Genomic DNA, 18,614 nt, shown 5'->3' with positions numbered 1-18,614 from the left:
GGCCGATTACGCGTCAGTCAAGATGCGGAAATTTCGACGTATTTCTTATGTCACGCTCAAAAGTTGCCTCGAAGATACCTCGCTTGCGACAAACCCTCATCACCGAAGTGGCCAGATTGATTAGCCTGCTTCAGGACAAAAAAAACATCCTTGGATAAATGTGACGTTATCTTCTGAAAAATTACATTAATGTAGTTTTTTATTTTGTTTTAGTTTTTATAAATAAATCAAGCTTTTAGGCCAGGTACAGCCATAATAATAATTCTGTAATATATTATCAGTTTACAAGAGTTATATTTATTTAGTAAGATTTGATTTTGTTAACAGATAAGATGATAATTTTTCAACTAAATGAGTGGGGAGTTTAAAATTGAAAAGCTCAGTGCTAAGTGTTTTTATTAGCCTTATTCTACCTTTTTTTTCCCATGCAACTAATCCAGATTTTCTCAAGGATAGCTTTCACTTTAGAGAGGAGGATTTTGGGTTTGATGAATGGATGAATAACAAGGATAAAGATTTAGAAGCTGACAGTTTAAAACCAGATGCTTTCAACTGGAATACTCCAGAGTCTCCCGCTGCTCAATTCAAAAGCTCGGAAACTCTCAATTTTAAAAAATATTCTAAACAGGAACGACAACATTTAATTGACCCTCATACAACATATACTGAAGAAGAGGATCAAAGTGTAGCCATAACTATTGATTTACCATAAACACCATACGGTTTTCTGCCAACGAGTCAGGATTATAGCCCTCAATGTAGAATTTTTTATCACGGAAGGGCTGGGACGGTCTTGGTGATAAATCTGGGGTTACAGTCTAGCGCTAGCTCCTGAGCACAGCGTTAACCATAAGCGACTGTGACCCGCTATCCAATGTTAAGATAACCAGTTTTTCCTGTGCGGATTTTTTTGCAACACACAAAAAATGATTTATTTGTTCATCAAGCACCAAGGCATTCTGGTAAAGCATTTCCTCTTCTTCGCTCAGCTTTGCACCATGATTATCGCGTTCAAAAAGAGATAAATCCAATTCATGTTCAAGTAGGTTTATCTGCTTTGTTAGCGCAGGCTGAGTAATAAATAATTTCTCAGCAGCTTGCCTATAGCTCTGGCTCTGAGCCAGTATGATGAAAGATTTCAGTAATTTATGGTCAAAACCAGGATGCTCCTCGCGGATTCTTGTTTTTTTTGTATGTTAACCGCTACTTCAAACGATGACTACCCTGTAGGAATAGCGCTGTGGCTGGTTTGAAATCCTGCGTCGCGCCGTTAGTGCATTGCATGAAGCAATAAGTCAAGGGCACCGGTATATGGCCTACGATGAGGTGCTGGATAACCGGAAGAAAAATTATTTCAGCCTGCTCACGGGTCTGAGAGAGGCATTACATGAAGACCGGGGATTGTATCTGGTTTATCGACCGGTCAGATTACGGGCGTCGAAGCGCTTCTGCTCTGGAAACATGCTACGCACGGTGAGATTTTGCCGTGGTTGTTTATCCCGCTGGTCGAACGAACCAGTCTGATGCGGGAACTCTCGGGGGTGATTGATCATGCTATTGCCCAGTTAAGCCAGCGGAGTGCTCGAGGAATCTCTCTGCCCGTCTCCATAAATCTGGCTGCCAGCGATTTTTCACGCACCGATTTTTCGGATGAACTCGAACAGAAAATGCGAAACGCCGGGCTGACGCCCGCTTTACTCGGTGTGGAATGTCTGGAAACGGAGAAAATGCTTGAAAGCCCGGCGGCTCTCAACGGGCTCAATATGCTGAAGTTACGCGGATTTAAAATATCACTGGATGACTTTGGTTCGGGCTAAAGCAATATCAATTACCTGCGTCAGATCCCCATGACATCATTAAACTGACCGTTCGATTGTCAGTAAGATTGCCAGCGATAAAGCCAGCCGCATCATTGTGCGCAACGTTGTCAGGTTGCTTAAGCAACTTGATTATGTGGTGCTGGCCGAAGGTGTGGAAGATGACAAAACGGTAGAGATACTACGTGCGCAGGGCTGTGACGAAGTGCAGGGATATGTTTATGCCAGGCCGATGAGGGCCGGTGATTTGGACGTCTGGTATCGCGGCAGAAATAAAAGTCAGTCTTAATACACAATCAAAAATGCCCGCTTAAACGGGCATTTCGTCAGTCCATAAGATTGAGGTCACTTCATTTACTTTCCTTCATGTAATTCAACCTCTAATTGCTTTGTAAATGATTTGGTTACGGATTTTTGGTGACTGATAAAGAGGATGATACTTTCAGGCAACTCACCTCGGATAAGGTTAATAAGACGGAGCGCAGTTTCATCGTCCAGATGACTTGTGGACTCATCAAGGCAAATAAGTTTTGGCCGGTTTATCAATATACGCGCGAAAGAAAGGCGCTGTTGTTCTCCACCGGAGAGCACTCGCTGCCAGAGCTTTATTTGATTTATATGAGAAGAAAAATGCCCTAAACCCACTTTATCAAGACTCATTTTTATCTGCTCGTCACTGATGTTCGCTAACCCCGGATAGCTTGCAATACGCTTCAGGGAATCGTATGACAAGTACGGTTTTTGTGGCACAAAGAGGTTTTTTCCGGCTGGTAAAATCCAGCGCCCGCTGCTGTAAGGCCAAAGTCCCGACAGGGTTCTGAAAAAAGTGGTTTTTCCACAACCACTGGCGCCTGTAATGGCGAGGGAGTCGCCTTCATGTAAACGCAGGTTTACCGGTTTAAAAAGTGGCGTTCCTGAAGCGTGTCGGGCGACCAGTTCCTGGCATATCAGTGCTCCTGGTTGCCGTGAACGTATCGCTTTAGCCGGGATTACCTTTAAGTTTTGCTCGAAAACCCACAGTCTTTCTACCGTTGCTGACCACGTAACAATCTGACGGTACGAATCGATAAACCAGCCGAAAGCATCCAGCACATATCCGAAAGCAGCACGTGCCTGCATTACACCGCCGAGCGAGATTTTTTTTGCAATATACAGCGGCAATACAGCAAAAATTGGAATCATCAGACTCAGGCGAAAGTAGGTGGTCGTGAAGGTATCCAGTCTGAACTCGCGTTTCATCAATCGCTGCCAGTTGTGAACGATGGCTAAAAAGTGATGATGCATTCGACGTAGTTCGGCACGCTCTCCCCGGTAGAAAGCAATCTGCTCGGTGTTTTCACGTATGCGTAATAAGCCTGCACGGTAGTCTGCTTCTGCTTTTTGTTTATCCATATTGAGCTGATGCAAAGGCCGTCCGATCCAGTGTGCCAGAACACTGCCGATGGTGGCATACCCCAGAGCGACCCAGACTAAATAACCGTGGAGAGTAATGGTATGACCGAGGACGGTGATGCTGAGTGTGTCGGATAGTTGCCACAAAATGAAAATAAAGGAGAAGAGACCGGTAGTATTTTTTAACAACGACAAAAACAGGCCAAGGCTTTGTTCAATCAGCAGCCGGATATCCTCGGCGATACGCTGATCGGGATTATCGGGTTCACTGTTGAGACTCAAACGGTAATGATTATTTTGCCTAAGCCACGCTGACTGAAATCGCAGTGTCATTTTCTGTCGCCAGCGGATAATCAGTAATTTTTTCAGCCAGTTGGTACTGATTATGAACACCACAAAAAGTGCCGTGTATCCTGCATAAGACAGTGCCAACCCGGCCACCGAGGCATGCTGGAAGTAGTCAGTCAGGGCATCATAAAATGCACGGCTCCAGTTGTTGTACTGCACGCTGATCCATACCACGCCTAACGTAAGAGAGACCAGCAACAAAAGCAAAAGCCACGAAAACCACTCGCGGGGATGGAGCCAATAGGGAGCTATCAGCCGATAAAATTGTTTCAAGCTTTGCATAAATAAAATCGCATTAAGAGTCAGGTTAGTTGTACCGGAAGCGTCCGAGAAAAGCGCGTTAGCCACCCGCGTGGCTGGCTAACGCGCTTAAAAAAGATTCAACTTAGTAAACCCATTTCACGTTGAGCATGAAATTACGCGGGTCTCCGTAGAAATTGTTACCGCCACGGTGACGGTTGGAGACGCCGACGTAATACTCTTTGTCCGTCAGATTGTTACCATTCAGACTCAGGCGTATTTGCTTGTTGTATTGATAGCCAATATTGGCATTGAAAAGCGTATACCCGCCCTGCGAAACGTCGTAGTTAGTTGTGGTAGACGTCTGCGCCGTTAACCCTGCGCCTGCGGACCATTTCTCCCAACGTCCCGGGAACTGATAGCTGCTGTAGACGCGGATAAGATGTTGTGGGGTATGTTTGCTGAAGTTGGTGCCTTTCTGGGTGTCGGCTGCTTCGAGATATTTACTGTTATTGAGCGTATACCCTGAATAAACCTGCCACCCTTCGGCCAGTTGGCCGGATACTTCCATCTCAATCCCCTGACTTTGGACCTTGCCATCAGCGATATAGCAGTCGTCGCAGCCGACCCCGCTCATGGCATTATTTTCCTGAATGATTCGGAAGAGGGCGAAAGAGGCATTCAGCGCACCCTCGAAGAATTCTCCTTTGACACCGGTCTCGTAATTGCTGCCGGTGACCGGCGGCAGGAAGTTGCCGCTGGCGTCCTGCGTGCTCTGAGGCTTGTAGATTTCCGAGTAACTTAAATACCAGGTGTAATCTTTTGCGAAATCCCACAGCAGGCCGCCGTAAGGGATAGCTTTACCTTTCACCTTGTAATTGCTGTGCCCGGTCATTGCGCCGGTAGTCAGGTTGGTGAAATAGGAGTCGTAGGTGAAGTCGCTGTAACGGCTGCCGAGGATCAGCTTCCAGTCATTTGCGAGGCTCAGACGTGTTGTCGCATACAGGCCGCGCTGATAGACGTTGTACTGATAACGGCGCGTATAATCCCAGTCCGGTTCACTCAGACTCTCCGGATCCCAGCTGTAAATATTCACCTTACTGGTGTTGCTTAGTGAACCGAATAAATTGCTGAAGTTCTCTTTCTGATAGTCGCCGCCGAGTACCAGTTCATGTTCGCGTTTCAAAAACTCAAACGGGCCGCTCAGGTTGACGTTTAGACCGTACTGGCTGCTGCGGTTGTGCCGTTGCAGGTAGTTGTTGAGTCTTGCATCGCCAGAATCATTCACGCCTTGCGTGCCGTTACCGTAAACACCGATGAACTTCCCCTGTGCACTGGCGGAGGTATAGTTCAGCGAGCTTTTAGCAACCCACTCATTGTCAAAATAGTGTCCAAGCTCGGCGAAGCCATTGGTTTTCTCGAAGGTGATATTATTCCAGCTGGCACCCAGAAACGTAGAACGTGGAAGATTCAGACTGGTATAGTTCGTTGACATCGGGACACCATAAAGATTGGGAACCGTGTCAGTTTTTTGCCACGAAATGCCTGTCGTCAAAGTGGTCTGTGGCGTGACGTCGTAGGCCATCGTCCCGAACAGCACCTGACGTTCACTGTTTACGTAATCAGTAAAACTGTCTTTCTTTTGCAGCACGCCAACCAGACGCCCCCGCAGCGAAGCATCGTCATTGAGCGGGCCGGATATATCCACTTCGCTGCGATAGTTATCCCAGCTTCCTGCGCTGGCGCTCACTGAGGTTCGAAAATCGTATGTAGGACGTTTGCGCACCATATTGACGGTGCCGCCCGGTTCACCGCTGCCCTGAGTCAGGCCGGACGCGCCGCGTAAAACTTCCAGATGGTCGTAAATCGCTAAATCAGGCGATTCGGTTGACGCTTCGGCGTATCCCATACCCGCGAGGCTGTTTTGAAACGAGGAACTGATACCATCTTCCTGAATGTTGTCCATCGTAAAGCCACGTGACTGGTAGCGGCTCTGGTACGAACTCTCGTTAATCACATTGACACCCGTCACCTGACGCATGGCATCGTCCAGGGAGGTCATATTCTGGTCATTCATGCGCTGACGGGTTACAACACTGACCGACTGCGGCGTTTCACGCGGAGAAAGATTCAGACGGGTCGCGGCTGACATGCTGTGGGTAGTGTAAGAGCGTGTATCTTCAGTCATCGAGCCGTAATCAATTTTGCCTACTACCACGAGTTCTTCGCCTTCAGGGATCTTTTTTAGTACATAGCTGCCATTGGATTGTTGATCGGCCTGAAGACCGTGGGATGTCAGGAGGCGGGATAACCCTTCTGTTAAGGTGAAAGTGCCGTTGAACGCTGTCCCAGATAACCCATTAGTTAAGGTGGCATCGCTCGCCAGATATATACCGGACTGTGCGGCAAACTGATTGAGCTGAGATGCCAGCGGTGCCGCCGGAATGGCATAAACATTTTGACGCGCTGTGATTTCAGCGGCCTGAACAGATGTCACCATGGACGTGGCGAAAGAAAGTGCTGGCACGTAAAGCATCATGTGCATAAATGTGGCAAGTGGTTTGCTGCGCAAGGCGCGTGGCAGGTCATTTTGTGATGATGGTGACATAGATCCCCCTGAAAATTCCCAAAAGTAGAAGTGCTGCACAGGGTTAATCGGATGAGGAAACGAAATGGGGAACCGGCGAGGTGAATTTATTTTTGGCGATCATTTATCCGCCGCGTGGTGCAACAGTCAGCCACCACGAAAAACGGCGGTGAATTTGTACAGGGAGTATGTGGGTCAGCATCTCCAGCGCCATATCAGTGTCATGTAACGGGAACGTACCGGTAACGGCCAGCGCCTCTACGGCGGGATCACATCCCAGATAACCGTTTCTATACGCAGAGAGGCGTGTGATGAATTCTCTTAGCGGGATATTTTCGGCCTGCAAAAGTCCACGTGGCCATACGGGTTCCGACTTGCTCAGCGCCGTGACAGGTTCAAACGCATCCTGCCGGAAAGTCACCCCATGACCTGCTTTGATAATCAGCTTATCGGAGGTGGCGGCCGGTGAGACTTCCACTGCGCCCTGATAGACGTGCAGCACCGTGCCTTCGTTGAGCATATGCACGCTAAATCGTGTGCCGAGTGCGCGCATTTTTCCCTGAGCCGTAGTCACCGTCAGTGAACGCTGGGGATCGGCAGCGGTTTCAATCATGACGCGGCCATTAAGTAACTGTAACGCCCGCTGTTTCGTGGAATAGTTGACGTTCAGCGCACTGTCCGTATCGAGCCAGATGCGGGAACCGTCATTTAGCGTGAACTGCGTGATTGCGCCGCGCGGGCTGTGATAATCAGCACGCCATGCCAGTACCTGATTACGCAATGGGGTATGACGCCATGTGCTCAAGCCGATCAGCGAACCGACCGAAATCCATGCTGCCATTTTCAGCACCTGACGGCGCCCGGCATTATGTTGAGCATGAGTTAATGCTGTCAGGGCCGCTGTTTTCCGGGCATCACTTTCGCACAGTGGCGTAAAGCGCTGACTAATTTTTAGCACATACTGCCAAGCAAGCCGGTTCTCTGAATTTTCATTCAGCCAGTGCTGGAATGCATTGGGGCTGGCTTGCGATGCGGGGATATCTTGTAGCTCGGCGTACCATTTTGCGGCCTGTTGAAGCGCGATGAAACCGGGTTTATTCGTCATGTTGCTTTGCTCAGTTCACCTATATCGCGCCGAAATGCTCAACTTCTAAGACCAGACAGTGCAGCATGGCTTGAGCCATATACTTCTTCACCATGCGCACTGATACGCAGAGCTCGACGGCAATCTCCGGGTAAGTCAACCCGCGGATTTGCGACATCACGAATGCTGTTCGGACTTTAACTGGCAGTGCACGCAGCATCGTATCCACCTGAAATAAGGTTTCGAGTACGACTGCGCAATGTTCTGCTGAGACTGCCACAGGCGTTGGTTGAGCGTTAAATGTCTCCAGCCACACGCGTTCAATTTCTTTTCTGCGCCATAAATCAATACACATTCCCTGAGCCATAGCGCCAAGATAGGCACGCGCGCCGGCAAGACTGTCAAAGTTTCGCGGTTTTAACAGCAGCCGTAGAAAAACATCTTGTGCGAGATCGGCGGCATCGCTGGCATTTCCAAGGCGTCGTCTGAGTATTTTTTGTAGCCAGTTGTGATGTTCTGAGAAGATCAGCACAATGTTTTCAGCCGAACCAAAACAAGGAGATGACATTTCGTTCTAACCACCAGCGATGCGTAAATTATGAGACATACAGACATACAAATTTACATGAGAATGATTTTCATTACAATATGTATCAGGGGGTCATATGCCATTCGTGAAATATGAAGACGGACATTTTACTAAAAATGAATCACGAAAAACCCTGTATATGCCAATGATGTTCTCACTGGCGTTGTGTCTTTTGGTGATGATTATTAATTTGTTCAGCTTTCCGAAAAAAGAAATCGGACATTCCTGGATGGAGAATTCCGGTTGGGTTGTGGGTACCGTGCAGTGGTTGATACTTAATTTTATCTTATGGAGTTTTAACCGTTTGACAGTTAAAGCCAGCCTGCGCAGATGGATTAACCTGGGCCTTTATATCTGGATAGTGTCAGCAGCATTTGATGTGATGGATGAGTTTATCCATCAACCCCTGTGGGTGGGATATTATATTGAGGATGTGTCCAGACTGGCAGGAATGCTCTGCGTTTCGATTGGTATTTATTTTATTGTTCAGTACGTGAATGATAAATATGCCGATGTAAGTATCGATTCTTATCGTGATGAATTAACGCATTTACCCAACCGGCGTTATTTCAGAAATATTCTCCTGGAGTTAAAAAATAAGAATATTTTTGTTTTTATTATCGATATCGACTTTTTCAAAAAAAATGATGAATATGGACACGATATTGGTGACGAAGTTCTCCGGGAGTTCGGTCATTTGTTGAGCGGCCTGTATAACGGCAATGTCACTGCATCCAGAATAGGCGGTGAAGAGTTTGCGGTTATATTGCATTTGCCATCAAAACAGGACGTCATTTTTGTGGCGGACAGAATATTATCCCGAACCAGAGAATTAGTCATCAGAGGGGAAATACGCTTTACCGTCAGTATCGGCGCTGGTCACAAAAAAGAAGATGAAACTGTCGAAAACTTACTCAAACGCGTCGATATCGCCCTATATGAAGCGAAATGTCGGGGTAAGAATCGAATCGAATGGGCAACTGGATAAATCGATCAGGTTCTACTCTCATGCCAAATTATCAGTCTCTGTCTGGAGCGTCTGGAGCCGCTGTTCCAGATTATCCAATCTTTCTTCGAGGTCATGACTCTGCTGCTCAATATCTTCCAGCGTTTCTGACAGAACATCACGCAGTAGCACAAAATTTGCCTGTAGGGCATAGACAAAATCACTGCCGCGAGTCAGTAATGCTTCGCGCGGTATGTCCTGTAATGCGGAATGCGTCATCCATGTCACTAGTGCTTTTGCACTCATTTTAGTCAGTACGTCCGAAAGTCGGTCAGTTTCTCTGTTCATTTGGTGTCCTGTCTGTTCTGGTGTTGGGTGAGAATTTCGAGGGGTATTATTTCAGGTCGTTGCGCTGCTGGTTGGGTGGGTTGGGACTGTAAGTGATAGAGAAGAGCTATATACCGTGGTCTAAATCGAGCCGTTGCAACTCGTCGAGCGTGTAGATGCGAAAGACATTCCGGTGGCGGGTTTCCAGCGGGATATGCTGATGGTTAACGATCACGTGCCTGATGCTGGCAAACAGCTGTTCAAGACCGTGCTTTTTCCGCGGGTTCGGCACGATATAAAAAACGTAAGTCCAGTCTTTACGGGTCCTAGCCAGCAAATGGCTGGCGATGATCGACTGGTAACGGGCTCTGGTTTTCAGGCGGCGCTCGGTCTCAATGGCGATTACGTTACCGTCGGGGAGGGTAATCAGCCCGTCCGGGCGGTGACTGGTCTGATAACGGCTGAGGAAGGTTGTGCGATCGCCGTTTACCCACCCTGTTGCGCCTTTTTGCTCAAGGATGATGCGGGCGGTCAGATTATCAAGGTGATGCTCCAGCGTCCAGCCGGTAATTTTTGAAGGCTCAAACCGCCCCGGGAAAATCGCATCGTCGGGGGTTAACACAACGGCCAGTCCGTCACCGGTTATGCCCCATAATGAAATTTTCATAGTGCGCGATACCAGGACGTGCTTTTGTATTAAGCCCATTCTCTCGACTTTTGAAAGAAGGGAATACAGCGATTTATGATCCCTGAAGCCATACAGCAGCATCAGTGTTTTAAAGTCACTGTACGTTTCTTCCTTCAGAAAATTCAGTAGTCGTTGTATTTTTTCGCGATGTCGCGTCTGGCGTTCGCTGTATGCGGTGATAAGCATCATTCCCCCCCTTTAAAAATCCAGCAATGACGGGTTTTCCTCTTTATCGGCATTCGGCATCGTCGTGTCTTTTTCGTCCATATCAAAAAAAAGATCGGGCCGCTTTGTGGTGATATCCGGCGTTGATGCCGGTCCGGGGGCGGTTTTCTCCTCGCTAAAATCCAGGGTGATGTTTACCGTTGCGGCGGTGGCGGCAATTGCGGGCGACACGGTACAGATCTCAAGTTCGCGTTTTTTCACCCTGATGGGCGAAATCAGCGAAGCAGAGGGGAGTGTTTTTGTCGTAAAGATGAAGCTGACAAAATCGGGTAGGTTCAGGATCATATTGCTGTCGGTAAAGAAACGCTCTGCCTGCCTGATGGTGCGTTCATCGTCGATAGTCTCTGTCAGTACGGCATCGGTTTTTGCTTTGCGGACCTCATCGTCGACTAATATAGTGCCTGACATCCTCGCTACCCATTCAGCGGTGTCCGGGTCCATAACGCGATAAACCAGTTTGAATTTGGCATTTTCAACGACCGCGCCGACTACGGCGTCGCCTTTCAAATCTGCCGGGCAATCTTTTAAATCGGCAATCGACTGGTGGTCCATAATAATGTGTACGCCTTTATCGCGTGCAGCGCCTAAACCTTCCAGCGCTGGCCTGGATAAATGGTATTTCAGTTCGGAAAGATAAATAGCAATGGGGCGGGGCACGTCTTTCACTCGCTCGCGCCTTTCTGCCAGCTGGTACATGCGAACCAGTAGCATGCGGTGCGCGGTAATGATTTTGCTGTTGCGCATTGAGCCAATCACATAACAGCAACCGCCTTCCTCAAATATCGTATTAAGTGAAAATCCAGTGGGGGCATTAATGGCATTGAGCAAGGCCAGCTCTTCAATTTTCCCGAAGAAGGCTTTTATCTTATCTGCAATACCCTGAACGTAGTCTCCGTTATAAACATCCCGAATGGTTGAGGCAGTATTACGGGTGACAAACTGCGCGGCTATCCGGGCCGCTTTCCGGTCATCAATGCGATAAAAGTCCGACTCCTGACCTTTCTCTGCCAGACTGAAACCGGCAACAAAAAGCTCTTCCAGTTCATCGGCGGTGATCTCTTCAATCAGATTAAACTGGTATTGGGGTTTTCGCAGGTCAATTAAGGCAAAGGGCTTCCCGGCATCTTCACAAGCTTTTCGGTAAAGGTGGGGTGCCCATTCATCATCCTTGGGGTCCATAACAAATACGCCTTCACCGGCCAGAATACTTTAATAAAGTAATATGCCGTTGGCTACGCCTTTACCGGCTCCGGTGGTGCCGATAATATCCGCGTGTTGTGTTTGCCAGTCTTTTAACGGCAGGTACATCGGCTGAATATCGCGGTCCATGCCGATAAATAACCCTTTGTTCAGGTCTATATAATCCAGCGGGTCATAATGCAGTGTTTCAGGTAGCAGTGATTTCACCGTGCGGACATCGGTGCATAATTCCCGTTCAAGCGCGGTTTTTCTGACGAGGCATTTCTTTATTTTGTCTAATTCAGGGGTTAATACTCTGCGCAGCAGAATATGCAAAATAAACCCTGCTACGGTGAAAGTAATTAATGTTGACCATTCCAGAACTGGAACGCGGGTAACTATTCGACCCTGATAAAGCCACTGGAAAATCCAGATAACAACCGGGGCCATCGTACCGGAAAGAAAACACAGCAGGGAAAAAACAATAATCAGCTTTTGCCACAACGGGGCTTTTTGCCGTTCATCGCTTTTCATCGACGCGAAAAACTGCATTGTCAGTCCTGATAATAGCGCCAGCATCAGCTGATGCTGTTGTATAAAAGCAATGAAGCTCAGCGCGCCATTCACTATTGGCGACAGTGAAACGGCCAGCTTATTCAAAATCACGATGCCTCCTTCGTCAGCAGTTCGCCCCAAGACATCGCCCCATCAGTTCGCCCCACGGTGTCGGGCGAAAAGGTGGGGCGAGCGTCAGCGGCTAAGAAGGTGGCCGCGTTGCGGCCATGTGCAGGAAAGCATGCTCCCCTGCACCGAACGGCGTGCGCCAGTTCATGCGGGCTGGACGCCCTTATGGCCTGTCACATGGGGGTAATATCGCGGCTGGACGCCGTGCCAAAACCCCCAACGTCAACGGCGGCACACCGTCGCCCGCTACGCGCGACCACCCCCTTTAAGACGGTCGCTTTCGCCTTTTTATTCCCTTTGCTCGTGCCTCGCAGCGGGAATAAAAGGGAAGCTGACCTTTAAAGAGGGTGGTCGCGCCACGCTACCGGCTTTTGGCCGGAGACTTAGCCGCGACGGTGTGCGGGGCGATGCCCCCCAAATAAACCGCTGTCGTGGGCGACAGCTTTTCGCTCGCTGGGGCGGCGAAATTTATTCGGCTCCCCCCGGCCGGCAAAATCCGCGGGGGCGCGGCTGTTTGCCGGTGAGGCGCGGTGCCTGAACTATTTTCGCTCCTTAACCCGCGAAAATAATTCTGTCCGCTGCCTCATTTTTACGGCCCGCATTTCTTCACTCCTTAATTCGCGAAAAATGTTCTGGGCCGTAAAAACCTGAAAACCGTCAGGCCTTAATCCGGACTCGCCCAAATTGCCAGCGTAATTTGCATTTTCAAGTGCCAACATTTGAGGTGTCGATGAACTTATATCAGGCAGGATTCACACCAGGTTTGACAGTTCAGTCGTGCCGACAACGACGGTCACGCCACTAATAATACATTAAACAGATTTGACTCAAGTGTTTTTAGGGGGGGGGGGTAAATGGTTTTGCAAGTATCCCCTGTATCATACTGTATTAGAATTTATCAAATGAAGCAGGAAGTAGACCAAAGCATTATTCTCAGTTCGGAAGAATTAGAATATATCCGATGAGTTATAGAAAGAATTGATTATGGCCATCAGGTTCAATTTTTTATTTAAATAAAATAAGCAAGGTTGCATGCACGGCATTCCCGGAGCGGGTAATAACGGTGCTTAATAAAGTGAAAGGGTTTTCGTCGAGCGCGCTCTGTTCATTACAGATTGATAACCTGTCGGTAGACGACGCGGTTACTGGCAGCCCCCGTAATAATAAGATGAGCATCGAATTTAAAAGTGGTATATTAACTGAAAACATATTGGCACAATGGGTGTGCTTACTGGTTAATTCTATTCCATTGCTCATGATGGCCTTGAGCTGGTAAATAACCTTACACCAAACAAAGAAGCGGAAAAAGAATTTACCGGTCTCGGATATGCAGTCGATCTTAATTTCCATATTGATGTGACAGGCAGTATTAGTCGCAAGGGTAACTGTCCGGATAATGCCGTTACGGATAGGTTCTTCCGCAGCCAGAAAGCAGATAGAGTTAACTACCATCACTATGAAATCCGAAGTCAGGGCATTGCGGAAGATATGAATTATACCGATAGTTTTTATAGTCTGAAACGTCGGCATTACCGGCTAGGAAATATATCGCCGAACGAATATGAACACCGATTACAACAATGTGCCTAAATCCGTGTCCGGTTTAAGTTGACCATTACAATCCGAACTATTTTAAAAAACTGAAGTATAAATAATCATTTTTATGCGTAGATCGAGGTGAGAAAACTCAGTCCAAGCCGTACTATCTGGTCAATCACCCTATAGACCAACTACATACTGAACTGAGCAATCCGTCTCCTTTTAGTTAAGAGAGGCCTTTCCGCGCATAAGTTTTGGATCTCCGTTGGATATTTGCTTGTAAGCTAATATCGATGAAATAGAGGCTAACAAACAGCAGGAAAATGCAAAGATAAAAACGGCCGGATATCCAAATAATGAAACGATCCCCCCGCCGACAAGTCCTGCAACCAATATTCCTATATCAAAACAAGACTCATAGGTACTCAGCGCGAGACCAATATTTTCATCAGGCATACTTTTTAATGCCGGAAGGGCAAGCAAAGGATAAATCATTGAAAGACCGAATCCTGTCAGGAAAGAGCCCAGCATTGCCTCGTACGGATGAGACGAAAGGGCAATACATAACAAACCGATGGCTTCAATAGCAATTGAAAATAGTGTCAATTTTAAACCTGAACTATCCGCTTTCCAGCCCAGCGTCAGCCTTGAAAAAACATACCCCACGCCAAATAAGGACAACGCTAAGGCTGCCTGCTCTCCCCAACCATTCTGAATAAAATACAGGACAAGAAACGTCGTAATAGAGGCATAACCTATGTTAGCCAGTGAAAAACCCAACCCTGCTTTCCATATTCTATGGATGGCATAGGAAAGTTTCGCTTTGTTTCTTTCAGGATGAATGGCAACAGGTTTAACGATGGCTACCAGCAAAAAACCTAGCGCAGGTAGAATAGTCATAGCAATAGCAGAAATGATAATACCGGAATGATAATATGACCATGTGCCAGCGTAATTACCCAGCGCTAAACCCAGGAACATGGCAATCCCCACCCAAGACATAATTTTCCCTGCATGCTCTCGGCCGACGAGTCCAATAGGCCATGTACCACTACAAGTAAAAATTAAACTCTCGCCAATGCCCATCAATACTCGCGAAAAGATGATGACGGAGAATGCCACTTTAGCCGAATCGATAAAACTGAAAGAAAATAAACAAATCAGTCCCGCGAGCAAAGTGAGAGACAGTCCCAATACCATACCTTTTCGTGGTCCATGATTGTCAGAGTATCTTCCTGCGGCTGCACGTGAAAATAATGTGGATAATGATTCAGTGGCTACAACAAGCCCAACATAAAAAGCTGAATAACCCAGTGATTCACTCACATACAAAGGCAATGTCGCTAAGGATAACCCAAGCGTTGTTATGGCTATAAAAAGGATGCTCGCAACACAGCTTGCAGCAAAAATACTATTTTTTATCTTATACATGGAAATTTTCCTCATAAATGACCTTATCACCGTTAAGCGTTATTCGGCCCTCAATAAATGCACGAACTCCACGGTAGATCATTTTTTTCTCCGCCAGTAAAATAGCTTCTTTCAGATCAATCTCAGTCATACCGTTTGTGATCCTTACAGGCTCCTGATCTATGATAGGTCCTGCATCAACCTCATCATTTATGAAATGTAATGTCGCCCCTGAGATTCTAACACCTTGGTTAATTGCCCTTAATTGAGCTTTATCTCCCGGAAATGCAGGCAGTATCGAGGGATGCGTATTAATTGTTTTATGACCGAACAGGTCAACAAAGCTGGATGAGAAAATCCGCCTGAATCCGCCTAAGATGACCAGATCAACGTTAATTTCATTTAAATAGTCGGCTATTTTTTTCTCAAAAGAGTCTCTGCTTTCATAATCCTGATGATTAATTTTTATGACTGAAATCCCCGAAAAAGCAGGGGTGTTGGCGGCTTCAAAATCACGATTATTCGTCAGAACAAGGCTCAACTGCGCAGGTACGCAAGCATCGGCAACAGCATCTTTCACCGCTGTTAATAAAGTGCCACGGCCTGAAAATAAGAAGGCTATTTTTTTCATAAGTTAATCATCTCTCTAATGGCAGAGTACTCACTCTCATTCTCAAGTAATGTAGAATCTATGAAATTTGTATTATCGATAATGATTTTTCCATTAATCATAACCTTACAGGGTGATTCTAGGTTTAACATTTTCAATATTGAAATAGGAGTGTTTAAATATGCAGAATCTATTGATTTCATATCATAGAATATCAAGTCTGCCTTAAATCCCGTTTCTATCCTACCTGTTTGAGAGAGTCCTAACGAATTTGCGCCTCCTTCGGTAAGTGTTTTTAATATATAAGCAGCACTGACCTTTTTTGTAAAATCGTTGTCGCCATGATGATAAATAGACATAAGCGCATCAAAAGTTATATTATTGACAGGATTCACCATTGCGGCATCAGTCCCTAATCCAATCGTCATCGATGAGAGATCTTTCAGTGGTAATGTTCCTGCACCAACAAAACTGTTGCTGACTGGGCAATGAATGATATTACAACCACCAAGGAGGAGTAAGCTTTTATCATTTCTGACAAATGGCAGCTATGAATAAGAGTTGTGTAGTTATCTAATACATTGAGTTTCGCTAAACGTTCGATACCACTCATTCCATATACGTTATGATGTGAAATCACTTGATGCTCACCTTCGTGCATGTGAACAAAAAATTTAGTTTTAAATTCTTTGGCTATAAGGTGTAATTTTCTGATTAAATCATCATCAGCAGATAATTCAGATGCCGTCGCTGGACAAACAGCAATCAGATTTGATTTGTATTTTTCCTCAACATCAAAAAATTGACGAGTGATCTCCTCAATGCTTTTGCTTTCAGGGCTTCGACCACTACCAATCCATTGGTTATTTTGACAATAGCTGATCACCGCACGCACCCCAATTTTTTGAGCAGCCCGGACATCACTCTCAATTCTGCTTGTAAATAAGCCAAACGTTGTCACCCCTTTCTTCAAGGCTGACATCATAGACTTTAGCGATGCGACATATTGCCCTTCAGCATCTTCGAGACTGTTGTTTGTGTGCACGGAGTCAAGCACAACATCAATCGGTGAAAAATCAAGCACGCCGCCATATATTTCTTTACTTGGATGGAGATGAGCATTAATCATTCCAGGTAATACAATAAAATCACATGATAGTATAATTGTTTCATCACTTTTTTCTGTAATGTCATTACCGAGCTCAGTGATATAACCTGCAGAGACTCTTATGTCACCTTTTAATAGACGCATAGAAGTGGAATCAAGATACGTGATATTTTTAAATAAAAGTTTTTGATCCATTTTTTAACTCCGTCAATTTTTTATAAATTTTCTGAAATGACTCTTTTCCATCATACTTCAAGGTTTTCATTCCCAATTTCTGACATGGAAGAACATCATTCTCTAAACTATCGCCCACCATGATGGCTTGCTGCGGCGTAAGCTGAAATTCTTCAAGAATTCTAATGAAAAAATCAATATTAGGTTTACAGTTTGTATGCGTATCACCAAAATAAAACCTATCAAAAAAGGTTATTATTTTATGTTGTTCGAGCTTTTTAAATAGGTATAATGAAAACTTTATTGCACATTACCCGTCATGTTAATTTCAACAAGATAATAACCATCTGTTGTCTTATTAAAAACTCACACCAGCGAATCCGAATTACAATTCGCTCAAATTTTAAATCAATGCTCTTCCTGGTTATTAATTTCAATTTCAATTTCAATTTCAATTTCAATTTCAATTTCAGTTGAAGAATAAATTCAACGTAATGATTTGTAAATCCCTCTATTGAACCTTATACTAAAGAAAAAATGTCTTTAATACGTGTAAGGTCGTTTATGGAAAGCCTTAAAGGGATGACTGCGTTTGTTTCTGCCGCTGAACTTCTCAGTTATGCTGGTGCGGGGCGGGTCTTGGGGGTATCTTCCTCCGCCATTGCCAAAAGTATAGCAAGGCTTGAGAATGAGCTGGGGGTTAGACTATTTCATAGAACAACCCGAAATATTGGTCTCACAGAAGAAGGGGCGGTTTTTTATGACCGTTGCAAGCATATTCTTGATGATATATGCGACGCACAAGCCATGATTTCGTCCACCAGGTCGCGCCCTAAGGGCAGACTCCGCGTAAGCGTGCCACAGATTTTCGGCCACAGTCTGTTGATGCCATTGTTGCCTGGCTTCCTAAAAGAGTATCCAGAAATCGAACTTGATATCGACTTCGAGGACCGTGTGATTGATATCATTGGCGAAGGAATAGATGTTGCTGTCAGAAGTGGCGAGCTCAGAGATACACGATTGATTGGTCATCGGCTCGGAGAACAGCATTTCGTCGTTTGTGGTTCTCACTATTATTTAGAAAAACATGGTTGCCCCCAAACTCCCAGCGACCTACTCAAACATAGTTGTATCCATTTTAAATATCCCTCAAATGGTCTTCTTGCCCAATGGTCGTTTGCATCGCCGGATACACACTTAAATCTCCCCCGTAATCTTATCTTCAACAATACGGATGCCGGGTTGCGTGCTGCGATTGATGGTCTTGGTCTTGCTCATCTGCCTGTGTATGTATCAGAACCCGCGATTAAAAATAAGTTACTGCAACCCATACTCACCGAATTTATGGTACCACTTGGTTCGTTATCACTTATCTGGCCATCTAATCGGCATCTGTCTCCCAAGGTTCGAGCTTTTGTTGATTTTCTCATTGCTGCCGTGCGTTCAAATCCGTCAACTTTAGAGCCAAAATTGTTTTAACAAATAATAGGTATTGTATTTTCAGCACACAGTACTTTGTGTTCTATAGGTACTTTATAGATGTTTTAACAAGTTGATAAATAACGCCGATTTTTTACTGCTGCTGCCGATGAAACCTCAGCGTTGCGGTGAGTCTGCGGGCATGATTTTTTCTCATGTTTTATGGATGATTTTTGCATCAGACGCCT

General features: G+C 45.9%; 16 protein-coding genes and 2 pseudogenes. 4 read left to right on the top strand and 14 right to left on the bottom strand.

Annotated elements, in window-relative coordinates; genetic code table 11:
* Positions 1 to 370: 370 nt before the first annotated feature.
* Entirely contained in the window at positions 371 to 712 is a 342-nt protein-coding gene (locus ACMHLI_RS12215) for a hypothetical protein (RefSeq protein WP_413529700.1), read from the top strand.
* 112 nt (positions 713 to 824) lie between these two features.
* Here ACMHLI_RS12215 and ACMHLI_RS12210 read toward each other — a convergent pair whose 3' ends face one another.
* Positions 825 to 1,124: a LysR family transcriptional regulator gene (locus ACMHLI_RS12210; RefSeq protein ID WP_413529745.1), complete on the bottom strand. Its 300-nt coding sequence runs from the start codon at positions 1,122 to 1,124 to the stop codon at positions 825 to 827.
* 127 nt (positions 1,125 to 1,251) lie between these two features.
* Here ACMHLI_RS12210 and ACMHLI_RS12205 point away from each other — a divergent pair.
* Positions 1,252 to 2,106, top strand: a pseudogene (locus ACMHLI_RS12205) (EAL domain-containing protein); the annotation flags it as partial.
* Between the two features lie 65 nt (positions 2,107 to 2,171).
* On the opposite strand, the gene ACMHLI_RS12200 reads toward ACMHLI_RS12205, so the two are convergent.
* From ACMHLI_RS12200 to ACMHLI_RS12185, 4 genes are all read right to left on the bottom strand, one after another.
* The gene (locus ACMHLI_RS12200) at positions 2,172 to 3,905 is read right to left on the bottom strand and encodes an ABC transporter ATP-binding protein/permease (RefSeq protein WP_413529699.1); all 1,734 of its coding nucleotides are present in this window, start codon (positions 3,903 to 3,905) and stop codon (positions 2,172 to 2,174) included.
* 37 nt (positions 3,906 to 3,942) lie between these two features.
* Positions 3,943 to 6,405, bottom strand: a complete 2,463-nt coding sequence (locus tag ACMHLI_RS12195) for a TonB-dependent siderophore receptor (protein WP_413529698.1) — start codon at positions 6,403 to 6,405, stop codon at positions 3,943 to 3,945.
* A gap of 103 nt (positions 6,406 to 6,508) precedes the next feature.
* The gene (locus tag ACMHLI_RS12190; RefSeq protein WP_413529697.1) at positions 6,509 to 7,489 is read right to left on the bottom strand and encodes a FecR domain-containing protein; all 981 of its coding nucleotides are present in this window, start codon (positions 7,487 to 7,489) and stop codon (positions 6,509 to 6,511) included.
* A gap of 19 nt (positions 7,490 to 7,508) precedes the next feature.
* Positions 7,509 to 8,036 (bottom strand): sigma-70 family RNA polymerase sigma factor, encoded by a 528-nt coding sequence (locus ACMHLI_RS12185; protein WP_413529696.1) that lies wholly within the window; start codon positions 8,034 to 8,036, stop codon positions 7,509 to 7,511.
* Between the two features lie 97 nt (positions 8,037 to 8,133).
* Here ACMHLI_RS12185 and ACMHLI_RS12180 point away from each other — a divergent pair, with 97 nt between their 5' ends.
* Complete coding sequence (locus ACMHLI_RS12180; RefSeq protein ID WP_413529695.1) at positions 8,134 to 9,045, top strand: GGDEF domain-containing protein; 912 nt, start codon at positions 8,134 to 8,136, stop codon at positions 9,043 to 9,045.
* A gap of 18 nt (positions 9,046 to 9,063) precedes the next feature.
* On the opposite strand, the gene ACMHLI_RS12175 is transcribed toward ACMHLI_RS12180, so the two are convergent.
* The 9 genes and pseudogenes from ACMHLI_RS12175 to ACMHLI_RS12135 all read right to left on the bottom strand — a co-directional run bounded on the left by ACMHLI_RS12175 (position 9,064) and on the right by ACMHLI_RS12135 (position 17,251).
* Complete coding sequence (locus ACMHLI_RS12175; protein WP_413529694.1) at positions 9,064 to 9,351, bottom strand: hypothetical protein; 288 nt, start codon at positions 9,349 to 9,351, stop codon at positions 9,064 to 9,066.
* Between the two features lie 106 nt (positions 9,352 to 9,457).
* Entirely contained in the window at positions 9,458 to 10,204 is a 747-nt protein-coding gene (gene mobC, locus ACMHLI_RS12170; protein ID WP_413529744.1) for a MobC family replication-relaxation protein, read from the bottom strand.
* A gap of 12 nt (positions 10,205 to 10,216) precedes the next feature.
* Positions 10,217 to 12,088 (bottom strand): annotated as a pseudogene (locus ACMHLI_RS12165) (type IV secretory system conjugative DNA transfer family protein).
* Between the two features lie 1,023 nt (positions 12,089 to 13,111).
* Positions 13,112 to 13,561: a hypothetical protein gene (locus tag ACMHLI_RS12160; protein ID WP_413529693.1), complete on the bottom strand. Its 450-nt coding sequence runs from the start codon at positions 13,559 to 13,561 to the stop codon at positions 13,112 to 13,114.
* A 306-nt stretch (positions 13,562 to 13,867) separates the two neighbouring features.
* Positions 13,868 to 15,076 carry an MFS transporter gene (locus ACMHLI_RS12155; protein ID WP_410452635.1) on the bottom strand — a complete coding sequence of 403 codons (1,209 nt, stop codon included), beginning with the start codon at positions 15,074 to 15,076 and terminating at the stop codon, positions 13,868 to 13,870.
* Positions 15,069 to 15,686 carry a phosphoribosylglycinamide formyltransferase gene (gene purN / locus ACMHLI_RS12150; RefSeq protein WP_410452636.1) on the bottom strand — a complete coding sequence of 206 codons (618 nt, stop codon included), beginning with the start codon at positions 15,684 to 15,686 and terminating at the stop codon, positions 15,069 to 15,071. The genes ACMHLI_RS12155 and purN overlap by 8 nt, the downstream gene beginning before the upstream one ends.
* A complete protein-coding gene (locus ACMHLI_RS12145) occupies positions 15,683 to 16,159 on the bottom strand; it encodes an amidohydrolase family protein (protein ID WP_413529743.1) in 477 nt (158 codons plus the stop codon). Before ACMHLI_RS12145 ends, purN begins: the two co-directional genes overlap by 4 nt.
* Positions 16,108 to 16,968 carry an amidohydrolase family protein gene (locus tag ACMHLI_RS12140; RefSeq protein WP_413529692.1) on the bottom strand — a complete coding sequence of 287 codons (861 nt, stop codon included), beginning with the start codon at positions 16,966 to 16,968 and terminating at the stop codon, positions 16,108 to 16,110. Before ACMHLI_RS12140 ends, ACMHLI_RS12145 begins: the two co-directional genes overlap by 52 nt.
* On the bottom strand, positions 16,946 to 17,251 hold the full coding sequence (locus ACMHLI_RS12135) for an HAD family hydrolase (protein WP_413529742.1): 306 nt from the start codon (positions 17,249 to 17,251) through the stop codon (positions 16,946 to 16,948). The genes ACMHLI_RS12140 and ACMHLI_RS12135 overlap by 23 nt, the downstream gene beginning before the upstream one ends.
* Before the next feature lie 260 nt (positions 17,252 to 17,511).
* On the opposite strand from ACMHLI_RS12135, the gene ACMHLI_RS12130 reads away from it, so the two are divergent.
* Positions 17,512 to 18,426 (top strand): LysR family transcriptional regulator, encoded by a 915-nt coding sequence (locus ACMHLI_RS12130; protein WP_413529691.1) that lies wholly within the window; start codon positions 17,512 to 17,514, stop codon positions 18,424 to 18,426.
* Positions 18,427 to 18,614 lie beyond the last annotated feature (188 nt).

The sequence above is a fragment of the Rahnella inusitata genome (assembly GCF_965118895.1).
Classification (GTDB): domain Bacteria; phylum Pseudomonadota; class Gammaproteobacteria; order Enterobacterales; family Enterobacteriaceae; genus Rahnella; species Rahnella inusitata_A.
Note: the sequence above shows the minus strand (reverse complement) of the source record. Positions and strands in the feature narration are given on the sequence as shown.

Bases quoted from the DNA above. Each gene is read 5' to 3' on its own strand.
- mobC (WP_413529744.1), bottom strand. From the start codon at position 10,204: ATGCTTATCACCGCATACAGCGAACGCCAGACGCGACATCGCGAAAAA.
- ACMHLI_RS12195 (WP_413529698.1), bottom strand. From the start codon at position 6,405: ATGTCACCATCATCACAAAATGACCTGCCACGCGCCTTGCGCAGCAAA.
- purN (WP_410452636.1), bottom strand. From the start codon at position 15,686: ATGAAAAAAATAGCCTTCTTATTTTCAGGCCGTGGCACTTTATTAACA.
- ACMHLI_RS12155 (WP_410452635.1), bottom strand. From the start codon at position 15,076: ATGTATAAGATAAAAAATAGTATTTTTGCTGCAAGCTGTGTTGCGAGC.
- ACMHLI_RS12185 (WP_413529696.1), bottom strand. From the start codon at position 8,036: ATGTCATCTCCTTGTTTTGGTTCGGCTGAAAACATTGTGCTGATCTTC.
- ACMHLI_RS12140 (WP_413529692.1), bottom strand. From the start codon at position 16,968: ATGGATCAAAAACTTTTATTTAAAAATATCACGTATCTTGATTCCACT.
- ACMHLI_RS12175 (WP_413529694.1), bottom strand. From the start codon at position 9,351: ATGAACAGAGAAACTGACCGACTTTCGGACGTACTGACTAAAATGAGT.
- ACMHLI_RS12130 (WP_413529691.1), top strand. From the start codon at position 17,512: ATGGAAAGCCTTAAAGGGATGACTGCGTTTGTTTCTGCCGCTGAACTT.
- ACMHLI_RS12190 (WP_413529697.1), bottom strand. From the start codon at position 7,489: ATGACGAATAAACCCGGTTTCATCGCGCTTCAACAGGCCGCAAAATGG.
- ACMHLI_RS12180 (WP_413529695.1), top strand. From the start codon at position 8,134: ATGCCATTCGTGAAATATGAAGACGGACATTTTACTAAAAATGAATCA.